The sequence below is a fragment of the Flagellimonas eckloniae genome, from assembly GCF_001413955.1.
GTDB classification, from domain to species: Bacteria; Bacteroidota; Bacteroidia; order Flavobacteriales; family Flavobacteriaceae; genus Flagellimonas; species Flagellimonas eckloniae.
The window spans coordinates 3,142,399-3,156,733 of sequence record NZ_LCTZ01000002.1 but is presented as its reverse complement, the minus strand read 5'-3'; the positions used below and the strand labels follow the sequence as shown (position 1 = coordinate 3,156,733).

The following is a 14,335-nucleotide window of genomic DNA, read 5'->3' as shown; positions in this document are numbered from 1 at the left end:
ATTATGATTATAGCCGCTAAACTTATTATCCTGATTGTTGCCATTTTACATTTCTATTTTTTATGGTTAGAGATGTTTGCATGGACCACGAAAGCAAAAAAAGTCTTCCGAAATTTTCCCGAACATTTGTTTGAACCCACCAAAAGTATGGCAGCCAACCAAGGGCTGTATAACGGATTTTTAGCAGCTGGCCTTGTTTGGTCACTTCTGATCCAAGACACATTATGGCAAATTTATGTTGGCCTATTTTTTCTTGGGTGTGTTACCCTGGCAGGAATCTATGGGGCAATTTCTGTATCAAAGAAAATATTCATGGTACAAGCACTTCCGGCACTCATAGGAATTCTATTGCTCCTGTTGCACAATTTCATTTGATAAATCTTTGCATTCTCCATCAGTATTATTATTTGTAATTTTGAAAAAATATAACAATTAACTCATCAAAAGTTATAAATGTCAAAAATTGCAGAAAACTTTCGTATACATGAAGCCCTAAAACAACTAGGGTTAGCCCAAATAAATGATGGTACATCTACCGGCTCAAAGAATTTTGGTTCTGGAGAAACAATTTCCTCCTATTCTCCTGTAGATGGGGCACTTATTGGTAAAGTTACAACCACCTCAAAAGCAGATTTTGAAAATGTCATGGAAGCCGCTACTTCAGCATTTAAAGATTGGCGTTTAATGCCTGCTCCCCAGAGAGGCGAAATTGTAAGACAGTTTGGTGAAAAACTTCGTGAATTAAAAGAACCTCTTGGGAAATTGGTTTCCTATGAAATGGGAAAATCCTATCAAGAAGGGTTGGGTGAAGTTCAGGAAATGATTGATATCTGTGATTTTGCTGTAGGTCTATCAAGACAATTGCACGGATTGACCATGCATTCTGAACGACCTGGACATAGAATGTATGAACAATACCATCCATTAGGCGTTGTTGGTATTATCTCTGCCTTTAATTTTCCAGTAGCTGTATGGGCATGGAACACAGCCCTTGCCTGGGTCTGTGGAGATGTTTGTGTTTGGAAACCATCGGAAAAAACGCCAATGTGTGGAGTAGCCTGTCAAAATATAATAGTTCAAGTTTTAAAAGAGAACCATTTGCCAGAAGGCATTTCCTGTCTTATCAATGGAGATTACAAAGTGGGAGAAATGATGACCTCTGATAATAGAATTCCATTGGTATCGGCTACGGGATCTATCCGTATGGGAAAAATTGTGGCCCAAGCCGTTGCCGCAAGACTTGGAAAATCACTCTTAGAACTCGGTGGAAACAATGCCATCATAGTTACTCCAGATGCGGATATAAAAATGACGGTTATTGGAGCGGTATTTGGTGCAGTGGGTACAGCTGGTCAACGTTGCACTTCAACTCGCCGACTTATTGTACATGAATCCATCTACAATCAGGTAAAAGATGCCATCGTTTCTGCTTATGAACAACTTAAAATCGGAAATCCTTTGGATGAAACCAATCATGTGGGCCCCTTGATTGATAGTGACGCCGTAAAAATGTACGAGGCAGCATTGAAAGAAGCTAAAAATGAAGGCGGGAAAATTTTGGTTGAAGGCGGCGTTTTAAGCGGTGATGGTTATGAAAGTAGTTGCTATGTAAAACCTGCAATTGTTGAGGCAAACAACTCATTCAAGATTGTTCAGGAAGAGACTTTTGCACCAATTTTATATGTATTAAAATATTCTGGAGATGTTGAAAATGCCATAGCTCAACAAAATGGAGTTGTGCAAGGCTTATCTTCGGCCATAATGACAAATAACTTGAGAGAAGCTGAACATTTTTTATCTTCCTCAGGCAGTGATTGTGGCATTGCAAATGTGAACATAGGTACCTCAGGAGCGGAAATTGGTGGTGCCTTTGGTGGCGAGAAAGAAACAGGAGGAGGACGTGAAAGTGGTTCGGATGCCTGGAAAATCTATATGAGAAGACAGACAAACACCATTAATTATACCACAGAACTTCCCTTGGCTCAAGGCATAAAATTTGATTTATAAAAAAAAGAGCCGATTCTCGATGAACATAGAATCGGCATTCTTTAAACCAACTTAACTAACTCAAATTTAAATTTAACCCTATTTCAATGCCGGAACCTCGTCGGGAGAAATAGGGTTACTTACCTAATATATACCCCTAAGTTCCTTATAATTTCCATTCTTTTTAAAGCTTATATTATAACTGGTTAAGAAAATTGTATGGTTGGTATTTTTTATTGCATTTTCTGTTTTCAAAAATATATAAGGATTCTATTTTTTTCTAATCTCCTCAGATTCTTAGGGTTAAATCCCAAATTTTAGCGTTTTTTTAATATTTTGGTGTTCTAAACACTAACAATATTTACTAATGACAAGAAAGACCACCTATTTTCTGGGAATACTTGCTGTAATTATTATTGGTACGTTTCTCTATCTAAACCTTTGTAGTGAATGTAAGATTTCACAAAATAGTGTAAACGTAATTCAAGATGAAACAGTACCTATCATCCCATCAGTCGATCCAACATCCTATCCTTTTTCGGTAAGTGACGGGGATTATTCGCTTGAGGTTAATGACAACTTTAACTTTAACCATTCCAATCCATCTTTTTTAATGCCTATTTCAAACAAATTAAAAGATGGTATTTCTAACTTAGAGGGCTATCTAAGCGCCAACACCGCAAAGATCCTCAACATCACAGGTTTTTATGCACCTGATGAAGAAAACCATACTGCCTATCCCAATCTTGGATTGGCAAGGGCAAATTCGGTTAAAAACCATCTTATTTCCAGTGGAATTCCATCAGCCCAAATTAATACAATGGGAAAAGTGATGGAAGACATGATTCCAGATGAAACTGTTTTCTTAGGACCAATTTCTTATGGTATTTCAAAAGAAGCAGAAGATGTTGATGAACAATTAAAAGCACTTTATGAGAAAATAAAGGACAATCCTTTGGTGCTATATTTCCAAACTGGAGAAGCAGCTATCAGTCTTACTGCCGAACAAAGACAAAAAATCGCTGACATTTCCAGCTACCTAGATAAGGTTGATGGAGCTGTTTGTAATGTTGTAGGGCATACCGATAATACTGGAGTAAGGGCAACGAATATTCAACTTGGTCAGGAAAGAGCAGATTTTGTAAAGGGATATCTTATCTCAAATGGAATTGCTAAATCTAAAATAAGTACATCCTCCCAAGGACCGGATTCTCCAATTGCCTCGAATGACACCGAAGAAGGAAGAGCCAAGAACAGGAGGACAATTGTAACACTAAACTAATTATATAACCATTAATTTACTACTATGAATTTTGAAAATCTAAATATCTGGTGCTGGATCATTCCTGCACTTGTTGGAATAATTTCAGGTATTCTGGGATACCTCATTGGAAAAGGCAAGGACTCAACATATGTTGATAATTCAGAAGAACTTAAAGCTCTTGAAGAAAAAAATGAAAAATTAAAAGCTGATTTAGAGGCTTGTCAGAAAAAAATCAAAACAGTTGGTTCAACTTCAAAAAGTAAAAGCGCAGCTTCTTTAGCCGCTGCCGCACCTGCCGCCATAGCTTTTGACGCGAATGCCGCAAAAGTTGCTTTCGGGAAAAAAATTAAGCAGGACGACCTTAAGGTTGTTGAGGGAATTGGGCCTAAAATTGAAGGGCTTTTCCATAATTTCGGAATCAAGACCTGGAAGGCTCTTTCAGAAACTTCTGTGGATAAATGCCAAGAAGTCCTTAATTCTGGTGGGGATCGCTACCGAATCCATGACCCTGCCTCATGGCCTATGCAATCTAAAATGGCCTATGAGGGTGCTTGGAAAAAATTAATCAAATGGCAGGATGAACACAAAGGAGGTAAATTCTAATTTTGTGGTTAAATTATTATAAAAAAAGACCGGCTGTTTGCCGGTCTTTTTTTATAGCATTCCATTTGCCTCAACCCATTTAAACTTATATTGTTCTTGGCCAAACTTCATCCGTTCAGAAATTCGTTGAAGCCTATCTGGAAGTTTCATTAAATAATCGCGGGCTTTTTCAGCTTGTTCTGAAAGACCACGTAAGTTGCCGACTTCCCAATATTCATTCAATTTTTTCAAAATATCAATATAATCCTGAGCTGTATAAACTCCCAGTCGTTGTGCACAATCTGAAAACTGTTCAAAGGCAGTTCCAATACTCTCCCCTGATTCCCTTAAAAAATGGGCCGGCATAACAATCTTTTTTTTCATCATATCGGCAAAAGCTTCTATCATTCCATTGGGATCTTGTCCTAAAATGGTCTTTACAAATTCCCGATACGCCAAATGATGCCGCATTTCATCTCCCGCAATAATAGTACACATTTTTCCGAGTAGTACATTTCCTTTTTGACGTGCCATTTTTCCAACACGTTTATGGGAAATATTAGTGGCCAGTTCTTGAAATGTAGTGTAGACAAAATTTTTGTACGGATCTCTATCCGTTCCAATATCAAAACCGTCTGAAATTAAATGTTGTGTTGTCATTTCAATTTCCCGCATATTAACACGTCCAGATAAATACAGATATTTGTTCAGCACATCGCCATGTCTATTTTCTTCTGCGGTCCAAGCTCTTACCCATTTGCTCCAACCATTTTCTTTTCCACTGTGTTGATCAACTCCCTCAACATCCATCAACCAAGATTCGTAAGTAGGCAAAGCTTCTTCAGTTATAGTATCGGCTACAAGGGTAACCCAAAAATCATATCCCAGTTCTTTTGCCTCCTCCCGGATCTGTTCCGTTTCACTAAAAAAGTTATCACTTTGTGGGTCTGGTAAAAAATCACTCGGTTGCCATATTTCCTCTATAGGTATAAGAAATGAGTCCATGAATCCCTTTACTTGTGGTTCTATGGCCTGCATTACTTCTAACCGAATATTTTTCAACGACATATTTCTATTTTTTTGATAAAGGTCTCCATTATTATTTAATAAAAAGCTGTATTCTGTTAGTTTCTGCCTTTTTCTCCAGGATAAAGTAAATGCACGGGGTCACTTTGCCAAAACTCCTTTGTTTCTACATCCATTATGGTCAAAGCTCCCTTGAATGCTGCCCCTGTATCAACATTCCAAACATTTGCTCCCTTTTCTGGAGGCACCACACTCGTTTTTGATAGTGGTGTGTGGCCAATGAAAACCTCTCTATAATGTGTAAGCCTTTTTGGGAAACTGGTGTCTGTTATTGTCAAGTTTGGATCAATTGCCTTGGCAAGTTCCCAAAGTGTTCTATCCCAATAAAACAATTGATCAAAATATTCATGCTCAACGCCTTTTAAATTAGTATAGCCCGCATGCAGATAAAGTCTATTTTTTTTATCGAGATGGTAGTTCTCAAGATTGGCATAAAAATCCAGATGGTGCTCCCAATTTTCTCGATTTGCACTCAAATATGAATCTCGAGTGGCCGTTCCTCCATGTGCTAACCATTGGGGGTTTTCTTTCTTGGTCAATAACCATTCCTTACAAAGTTCATCGTGATTTCCACGGATAAAAGTACACTTGTATTGTTGTTTTAAGGCAATCAAAAAGTCTACGGTTTCAACAGCTGTGCTCCAAGAATCCACATAATCTCCTAAAAAAATGAGATCGTCATCTTGGTTAACTTCGGCACGAATCAAAAGTTGTTCCAAAGCTTTTAATCCTGAATGGACATCACCTATCACTAAGGTTCTCATGCGGTAAATTTTGAGCAATTATACACAACAAATGTATCACCGCATTAAAAATCCACGTAAAGTTTAAATTATAGTTTTTGTTGTTGGGCCTCAAGACAATTTTGGGTTTTATTTAATACCTCATTTCGTCGATCTTTGTAGGAATAATTTAACAATCCATTGGATTTTTGTTATATTGAAAGGCTAATTCATTTAATCTCAACCTTATGAAAAAATCTCTACTCACTAAACAGTTTTTCCTAATTTTTTCTGCTTTTTTCCTCTTTTTTTCAGGGATTCAAGCGCAAAACTTAAAAAAGACCCATGATGATGCTCCGCAAAAAGGACAAGATCTATACAAAAAATCAAAAATTTATGATAGTAAAAAAGGCCCTGTAGGCGTTACCCCAATGGCTGTTGGAGATCGCGCTTTAGATCGGCTTGCTTACGAATTTAGACAGGTTCAAGATCCTTTTACCCATCAAATTCCAGATAATATTCGCTTAAAAGAAGCCGCTTTTTCTGAGAAAATCGATTCCACAGATATTCAACAAGAAATGGCAAAAACCTATGGTGGGGAAGCTTCTAAAAAGAACTATTTCTATTTCAGGGAAAGAGGACCCGTTAACGTTGGCGGAAGAACAAGAGCTTTGGCAATTGATCGTAGAAATGAAAACATTATTTTGGCTGGAGGTGTTTCAGGGGGACTCTGGCGCTCTACTAATGCTGGGGAAACTTGGAAACGAGTTACCCGAAAATGGCAAAACCCCAGTATTACGGCTATAGTCCAAGATCCGAGAAAATCAAGACAAAATATTTGGTACTACGCATCAGGTGAACGTTATGGAAATTCCGCCGGTGCGCCTGGAGCATTTTATCAAGGATCAGGTATTTACAAGTCCTATAATAATGGTAGAAGCTGGTTTAGAATGCGAAACACTTCTGATAATGATGTTACCTCGATTACTTCTTTTGATTTGATAAACAGTATAGCCGTGCATCCTGCAAATGGTGATGTGTACACCGCCACTTTTGATGGTTTGTTTAAATCGGAGGATGGGGCAAGATCTTTTGAAGAAGTCCTACCCAGCGGATTTGACAGTCAAACAGAAGTTATAATAACCCCTAACGGAACCATTTACGGAACCGTAGATATTTTTGGCGGTGAAAATGCCGGCTTTTTTACTTCTCAGGACGGTGAAACCTGGACGAACATTACACCAGCTGGTTTGTTTCCGTCTTTCGGAAGAACAGTCATGGCATATGACCCTTCTGATGAAAACCGTGTATATTTTTTCTCTTATGACCTTAGTGATGCTGGTGAGGCATTCCTATGGAGATATCAAGCTGATGCTGAAACCCCAGAAGAACAATGGGTAGATTTAACCACAAATCTTCCCACTAATATCGGTGGCGTGGCAGGAGACCTAAATCTTCAAGGTGCATACAATATGACTATAAAGGTACATCCCACAAATCAAGACTTGGTATTTCTTGGCGGAACCAACCTGTATAGATCCGAAACTGGATTTACCACCCCTACTGGTTTTGAGGGTTGGATTGGTGGTTATACTATTTTTAGTGATAGTTTTGCGCTTTATCCCAATCACCATCCCGATCAACACAATCTTCTTTTTTTACCTTCAAACCCTAACAAAGTCATTTCAGCCAATGATGGTGGTGTACAGGTAACTGAAGATATCTCCATTAATACAGAACCGGTAAGCTGGACATCCTTGAACAACGGGTATATTACCACACAGCCATATGCTATAGCCATAGATCCAGAAGGAAACACGCAAGATGTTGTGGCTGGGTTTCAAGACAATGGAACATGGTTTACGAATTCAACGAACGAAGATGACCCATGGGAAGAAGACTTTGGTGGTGACGGTACGTACAATGCAATAGCAGATGGCGGCCTTACCCGATACGTTTCTGCCCAGTTCGGAGTTGTATTCCGATTTAATTTTAATGAAGACGGAGAATTCATCTCATTTACCAGAGTGCAACCTTCGGGTGCAAGTGGTTTTGACTTTGTAGCTCCTTTTGTGCTAGACCCTAACAATGACAATGTTATGTATATGCCAGCGGGCGACCGTATGTGGCGCAATAACAATTTGGATGAAATTCCCCTATTTTCCAATGCCCCTACATCTGTGAATTGGGTAGAGCAAACCCAAACGGCAACTCCTGATGGCTCTCTCATTACCGGATTGGATGTGTCTAAATATCCAGTGGCCAATAGGCTCTATTATGGAACTTCTAGTGGTATGATATTTAAAGTGGAAAATGCAAACATAGATGACCAGCCCGCTGTGGATATTTCTTCCGGAAAAGGACTTCCTGAAGGGAACATCAACCAAATATATGTAGATCCAAATAACGCTGATCGAGTTTTTGCAGTATTCTCCAACTATAATATCCAAAGTCTTTTTATGAGCAAGGATGCAGGAGAGACCTGGGAAAACATTAGTGGTAATTTGGAAGAAAATGCGGATGGAACCGGAAATGGCCCATCTGTGAGATGGTTTTCCATAAGTGGTAATAACAATATCTATTTTGTTGGAACAAGTACGGGACTATACGCATCATTTTACTTGAATGGAAATCGCACACGTTGGTATAGAGAGCCTGCCATTGTTGGTGATGTTGTGGTGCCTCAAGTTAGAACAAGAGCAGATGGATTTGTCGCTGTTGCAGCTCACGGGAATGGAGTATACAATGCTAGATTTTATGCCTCTAAATCTCCTGAAGCCCGACTAAGTACAGCCTATTTGTTACCAGATTTGTTACTTCCGCTGAATAGTCCTGACAAAGAGGTAAATGTACAAGACTTATTTGTTAGCAGCTCAAAGCGGCCGATTTCCGTTGAATTGACCAACTCAAATCCTGATTTGGTGACTGCGGTATTAGATGGAGATATTATCACCCTTTCCTTTGCACCGGATGCTGAAGGCTCTGCGGCAATCGGACTAATTGCAACATCTGGAAAGGAGCAAGTTTCTGAAGGGTTTACAGTTACACTCACTGAGTTTCCTATTTACGAACAAAACGACGCTGTTAGCAGTAGTTTGCCATCCCAGTTAATTCCCGATTTTGGAGGTGCACTTATTCAATCTGCTGATGATTTTATAATCCCAGAAGGCAGTCAATGGACCTTAAGTAACATTACGGCATTTGGTGCTGCAAATAACAGTCCGTCCTTAACTAGCGCAACAGTGACCATTTTTGAAAATAATGGTGGAGTCCCTGGTAATGTGGTTTATAGTAGTGGTGCCATTGCTCCCGCTTCAGCGGCGGCTGATACAAACATAAGTTTAGATCTTCCAGAGCCGGTGGTATTGGGGTCAGGGACCTATTGGCTTTCGGTTTATACCAATTTAGATTTCTTCCCTAATGAGACACAATGGTTCTGGCTAACGCAAATCGGATTGATTGGAAATGAGAGCATTTTCAGGGATACTGCAAACTTATTCGGGATTGGTGCCGTGGACTGGACCCCGTCAAGTCTTGTTTTTGGAGGTGCTCCAGAAGATTTAGTGTTTCAAATTTTTGGAACCGTTGATATTGAATCTGCCGGGGATACAGCAGTTGAAATTGCCCCTGTTGGAACTGGAGGTGAAATTCCACAGAACCTTGCTAGTATAGAAACTGAAGTAATTACGGCAGTTTGGCCCAACCCTTCTACCAACGAATTCTATTTTGCTTTAAAAGATGCACAAGATACCATGGTAAACACTCAGATATTCAATATTCTTGGACAAAAAGTGTTTGAAACTGATGGAACGAATAGTTCCAAGCCTATAATTTGGAATGCTTCCAATAGTCCAGCAGGTGTTTATTTTGTTAAAATCACCGGTGCCAATACCAATGAGAATTTTAAAATCGTAAAAAAATAATCTTAAGGCAAAAACCTTAAAAAGGCGCGAATTAATCGCGCCTTTTTTATAACATCTGCATCACTAATTTATTCGTATATATCTAAAAACAAAATATTTATGAAACCCATTATTCTTTTAGTGTTTTTTCTTTTGGGCAATTCATGCAATGAAGCAGATCAAGTACCGTCTTCGGAAACGTCTCAAAATGAAGAGGCGAGCCCAAATGAAAATATTGGATTGGACCAACAGTTATTGGGACCTAATGAAATCATCTTCAAAATCAAAGTTCTTGGAACATCACAGGATAATAAGAACATTTGTGGAACTACCAAACCGAATATATACCAAATGGAAGTTATGGAGGTTATGGAGTTGGGAAGTAGTTTAAACCAAAAGATATCCAAACAACAACAAATGAGTGTTACCTTTCTTTTCGATCCCGGTCAATTGGAAAATGACATGATTTTGGAAGCCAAAGCAAAAGAAAGTCTATGCCCAGATGCTTCAACAACTTATTTTACTGTTATTGGACATAAAATTATCGAATAACAACTTTTTATCCTTACATTAAATTACCTTATATTCAATCCTAGGTATGAAGAAAGTATTTTGTGTAGGAGAATTACTTATAGATTTTGTTGCTGAAAAACAGGGCAATGACCTTTCCAAGGCAACTGAGTTTAGCAAAAAAGCTGGCGGTGCCCCTGCAAACGTGGCCTGCGCAATATCCAAACTAGGAGGAAAGGGAGTTTTTGTTGGAAGTGTGGGGAAAGATCCTTTCGGTAGTTTTTTGCTCAATGTCCTTAAAAAGGAAGGGGTAGATATTTCTCTAGCACAAGTATCCGATACGTTCACTACCCTTGCCTTTGTTTCTTTGGCCGAAGACGGGGAGCGTGATTTCGTTTTTAGTAGGGGAGCGGATAAAGAATTGATTTACGACCCTGCTCTTAAGAAGAATTTTCATGGCAATATACTACATCTTGGTGCTGCCACAGCCCTACTTGGTGGTTCCTTGGAAAAAGCCTATGCCAAATATTTGTTTGATGGGCTCATTAAGGAAATGTTCATAAGCTTTGACCCAAATTTTAGAGGTGATCTTTGGAAGGATAATGAACAAGAGTTCATTAAAAAGTGCATGCCATTTATTGAAAAATCGCATTTATGTAAATTTAGTCTGGAAGAAGCACAGCTACTATCTGGTAAAACTGATATGTATGAAGCTTGTGATATTTTACACGAAATTGGTGCAGAGATTATAACCATTACTCTTGGTAAAGAAGGCACATTGGTTAGCTCAGAAAATTTCAAAAAAATAGTCCCAAGTATAATTGTCAAACCTGTTGATACCACAGGTGCTGGAGATGCCTTTATTGGTTGTTTGCTATATCAAATTGCAAATCTGGATAGTTTTAACCAAGTTTTTGAAGACAATAACCTATTATTGAGTATGGTGCAAAAAGCCAACAAAGCTGGAGCTATCACCACTACTAATTATGGCGCCATTATAGCGTTGCCTACAAAAGCACAGCTAGAAGGTTAGGTTAACTGTTTTGCTGAAAAGCTAATTATACCTTACTTTTCTAAGGATTCGCAAGGATTCCTTGAGCGAACCATAAATTCTTTCATTTGCTGCTTTCAACAATGGCCGGGCATGTTCCATCTGTTCTTTTGCTTCTTCAAATCCATTTAAATAACATATAAGATACGTTGCGGGCAAATGCGTTAAATCAGTTTGATCGGCTTTTGTCAATGAAATTCCCTTTTCCAGTTTTTGTAAAAGGGAGTTATTGGTATTGAATACGTGGTGCAACGTTTTTTTATCGTACTGAGGTGGTTCAAAAAGTAACTCACTATTTATAGTGTATTTTCCATTATCAGAAAATGTAATGATCATTTGTTCCAATGGAAAATAATTTTGTTGTGAGCCCAATCCAAGCTGTACATATTCCAAGGTGCTAAATGAATGTTCGTCATAGGTAATTGTAATTTCGTCCAACGCGGAATAAAATAGTTTTACTTGCTCATTGATCAATTCGATATCCACCCTAGAATAATAGGTCTTGTTGTTTACTTTTTTCTTGTTTCCGGCCCAACAGACCACAAACTGTTCTTTGAACACTTTATAATTACTAGTTAAATCTGCATGTCTATTGTTGATGAAGTTCATGACCGCATCCAAGGTCAATTCAATATTATTTCGGGCATGCTGTTCTATCGTAGCAACCGCTTTGGAATTAATGTCCTTTAGCTCAATATCAAAAGCCTTGGGAAGGCTAATACTACCCTCACGAAAGAATACCGCTCCCCCATAATATTTCCATATATTTTTTCTGAGCGCACAAACTTTTCCATTTGATTTTATGGTAACCAAACCCACTACCTTACCTTCAGGTAAATGCGGAAATGGAATGTTTTCGTAAGAAATAATCGGTGGGTTGTCCAAATAGGCATTCACCAAGTTCTGAATCTTGCTATCGTCAAAGAAATCGACACCGACTATTCTATTGTCTTCATCCTCAACACCAATAACAATAAAAGAGTTGTTCTTGGGATTACTGTTTGCCAAAGCGCAAACATGTTTTAGAAACTTTGCCTTTCCTTCTTTCTCGCCAATGGCTATGAACCTCTTTTTGTCATAAAAACTATTCTCATCATTATGCGCTAAAAGGTTTTTTACCAGCAGGCGTTTATTAATCATAGTTGTCTTTTCACAATAGTGCTGCTTGCCTGAGCGGTTGGCATTACCACCAAATCAGCAATGTTCACATGATAGGGTCTTGTAATTGCAAAATGAATGATATCAGCAATATCTTCAGGTTTTAAGGGTTGAAATCCATCATATACCTTATTGGCTTTATCGGAATCTCCCTTAAAGCGTACCTCACTAAACTCAGTTTCAACCAATCCTGGGTTTACCGCCCCAACTCGGATTCCATGTGCGTTTAAATCTATCCGCATTCCTTTATTAATAGCATCCACAGCATGCTTGCTTGCACAATACACATTACCTTTGGGGTACACTTCCTTCCCAGCTGTGGACCCAATATTTATGATATGCCCCGATTGGCGTTCCACCATTTGAGGAATAATTGCCTTTGAAACGTAAAGCAGTCCTTTTACATTGATATCCATCATGGCATCCCAATCTTCCAAACTACCTTGGTCAATGGTGTCCAAACCATGAGCGTTACCGGCGTTATTGATCAAAACATCAATTTGGGAAAAAGAATCGGGTAGGTTGTCAATAGCGTTCAAAACAACATTTTTGTCCCGCACATCAAAATTCAATGTATGCACTTTAGTAATCTTGGAAAGTTCTTCTTGAAGCTCATCAAGTCTTTCCTGTCTTCGTCCAGAAATAATTAAATTAAATCCATTGTTCCCCAGTAGCTCTGCAGTAGCTTTTCCTATTCCACTGGTTGCCCCCGTAATCAATGCCGTTTTCTTATCTTGCATTTTACTTGTTTCCGTTTTATCGTTGCCTTAAATGGCAACTTGACCAAAAAATAATTCCCTTTTTCCATTTCCGGAATATTAAACCATATATTGCGAATGGAATGAAAGTATAAAAATAAACCCTTAAATACTTCATAAAACTAGGGCTTTACAGATTTTTTTAACCATAAATTAACAGACAGATTTTAAATTAATTTTCATTTTGCGCCTTTAGAGAAACTACAATCAATAACTCATAACAATAAAAGATTATATGGAAGAAAACACTACTATTGATATTAGTGCTGTGAATGAGAAAATTGCCAAGGAAAGTGCGTTCATTGATTTACTTATACTGGAAATGAACAAGTCCATTGTTGGTCAAAAACACATGGTGGAAAGACTCCTTATTGGATTATTGGGCCAGGGTCATATCTTATTGGAAGGTGTTCCAGGACTTGCAAAAACTTTGGCCATAAACACTCTTGCAAAAGCCGTTAAAGGAGCTTTTAGCAGGATTCAATTTACTCCAGACCTTTTACCTGCGGATGTTGTTGGTACAATGATTTATAACATGAAGGAAAATGATTTTTCCATTAAAAAAGGTCCCATTTTTGCCAATTTTGTTTTGGCAGATGAAATAAACAGGGCTCCCGCAAAAGTGCAATCGGCCTTGCTTGAGGCTATGCAGGAGAAACAGGTGACCATTGGAGATGAAACTTTTAAGTTGGATGCTCCCTTTCTGGTAATGGCTACCCAAAATCCGGTTGAACAAGAAGGAACATACCCTTTACCAGAAGCGCAAGTGGATCGTTTTATGCTAAAAACAGTCATTGACTATCCAAAACTCAATGAGGAACAGCTCATTATGCGCCAGAACCTAAGTGGATCAAATGAGCCTATAAAACCCGTGGTGACCTTAAAACAAATTTTAAGTGCGCAACAAGCGGTGCGTGAGGTCTACATGGATGAAAAAATAGAAAAGTACATTTTGGATTTGGTGTTTGCCACACGATATCCAGAAAAATATAACCTTGAAAACCTAAAGCCCCTAATCAGTTTTGGCGCTTCCCCAAGAGGGAGTATCAATTTGGCCAATGCCTCCAAATGCTACGCATTTATCAAAAGAAGAGGTTATGTTGTTCCTGAAGATGTTAGGGCCGTAGTTCACGATGTGCTTAGACATCGTATAGGAATAACGTATGAAGCCGAAGCCGAAAACATCACATCTGAAGAAATCATAAACAAGATTGTCAACGAGGTAGAAGTACCATAGAAAAGTTAATCGTTGGCAGTAGATGGTGTCTTCAACAAACAACCTACCATCACTGAATACTAATAGCAGAACGCTGTTT

The 14,335-nt window shown here is 38.5% G+C and carries 12 protein-coding genes; 8 read left to right on the top strand and 4 right to left on the bottom strand.

What is annotated here, in order from left to right; translation table 11 throughout:
- Positions 1 to 3: 3 nt before the first annotated feature.
- The 4 genes from AAY42_RS13480 (at position 4) to AAY42_RS13465 (ending at position 3,853) form a co-directional block, all read left to right on the top strand.
- The gene (locus AAY42_RS13480) at positions 4 to 375 is read left to right on the top strand and encodes a DUF1304 domain-containing protein (protein WP_055396093.1); all 372 of its coding nucleotides are present in this window, start codon (positions 4 to 6) and stop codon (positions 373 to 375) included.
- A gap of 78 nt (positions 376 to 453) precedes the next feature.
- On the top strand, positions 454 to 2,007 hold the full coding sequence (amaB, locus tag AAY42_RS13475; protein WP_055396091.1) for an L-piperidine-6-carboxylate dehydrogenase: 1,554 nt from the start codon (positions 454 to 456) through the stop codon (positions 2,005 to 2,007).
- Positions 2,008 to 2,353: 346 nt separating this feature from the next.
- A complete protein-coding gene (locus AAY42_RS13470) occupies positions 2,354 to 3,268 on the top strand; it encodes an OmpA family protein (RefSeq protein ID WP_055396089.1) in 915 nt (304 codons plus the stop codon).
- 24 nt (positions 3,269 to 3,292) lie between these two features.
- Positions 3,293 to 3,853 (top strand): hypothetical protein, encoded by a 561-nt coding sequence (locus AAY42_RS13465; protein WP_055396087.1) that lies wholly within the window; start codon positions 3,293 to 3,295, stop codon positions 3,851 to 3,853.
- Between the two features lie 51 nt (positions 3,854 to 3,904).
- On the opposite strand, the gene AAY42_RS13460 is transcribed toward AAY42_RS13465, so the two are convergent.
- Together AAY42_RS13460 and AAY42_RS13455 are read right to left on the bottom strand one after the other, a co-directional pair.
- Positions 3,905 to 4,900 (bottom strand): acyl-ACP desaturase, encoded by a 996-nt coding sequence (locus AAY42_RS13460; protein ID WP_055396085.1) that lies wholly within the window; start codon positions 4,898 to 4,900, stop codon positions 3,905 to 3,907.
- A 56-nt stretch (positions 4,901 to 4,956) separates the two neighbouring features.
- Positions 4,957 to 5,682, bottom strand: a complete 726-nt coding sequence (locus tag AAY42_RS13455) for a metallophosphoesterase (protein ID WP_055396083.1) — start codon at positions 5,680 to 5,682, stop codon at positions 4,957 to 4,959.
- A 206-nt stretch (positions 5,683 to 5,888) separates the two neighbouring features.
- Here AAY42_RS13455 and AAY42_RS13450 point away from each other — a divergent pair, with 206 nt between their 5' ends.
- The 3 genes from AAY42_RS13450 to AAY42_RS13440 all read left to right on the top strand — a co-directional run bounded on the left by AAY42_RS13450 (position 5,889) and on the right by AAY42_RS13440 (position 11,085).
- A complete protein-coding gene (locus AAY42_RS13450) occupies positions 5,889 to 9,563 on the top strand; it encodes a T9SS type A sorting domain-containing protein (RefSeq protein ID WP_055396081.1) in 3,675 nt (1,224 codons plus the stop codon).
- Positions 9,564 to 9,662: 99 nt separating this feature from the next.
- Positions 9,663 to 10,094: a hypothetical protein gene (locus AAY42_RS13445; protein ID WP_055396079.1), complete on the top strand. Its 432-nt coding sequence runs from the start codon at positions 9,663 to 9,665 to the stop codon at positions 10,092 to 10,094.
- Between the two features lie 46 nt (positions 10,095 to 10,140).
- Positions 10,141 to 11,085, top strand: a complete 945-nt coding sequence (locus tag AAY42_RS13440) for a carbohydrate kinase family protein (RefSeq protein ID WP_055396076.1) — start codon at positions 10,141 to 10,143, stop codon at positions 11,083 to 11,085.
- Positions 11,086 to 11,106: 21 nt separating this feature from the next.
- On the opposite strand, the gene AAY42_RS13435 is transcribed toward AAY42_RS13440, so the two are convergent.
- Positions 11,107 to 12,243 carry an ATP-binding protein gene (locus AAY42_RS13435; protein ID WP_055396074.1) on the bottom strand — a complete coding sequence of 379 codons (1,137 nt, stop codon included), beginning with the start codon at positions 12,241 to 12,243 and terminating at the stop codon, positions 11,107 to 11,109.
- On the bottom strand, positions 12,240 to 13,001 hold the full coding sequence (locus AAY42_RS13430; RefSeq protein ID WP_055396072.1) for an SDR family NAD(P)-dependent oxidoreductase: 762 nt from the start codon (positions 12,999 to 13,001) through the stop codon (positions 12,240 to 12,242). The genes AAY42_RS13435 and AAY42_RS13430 overlap by 4 nt, the downstream gene beginning before the upstream one ends.
- 253 nt (positions 13,002 to 13,254) lie before the next feature.
- Between AAY42_RS13430 and AAY42_RS13425 the strand changes: the two genes are divergently transcribed.
- A complete protein-coding gene (locus AAY42_RS13425) occupies positions 13,255 to 14,256 on the top strand; it encodes an AAA family ATPase (protein ID WP_055396069.1) in 1,002 nt (333 codons plus the stop codon).
- Positions 14,257 to 14,335: the final 79 nt, after the last annotated feature.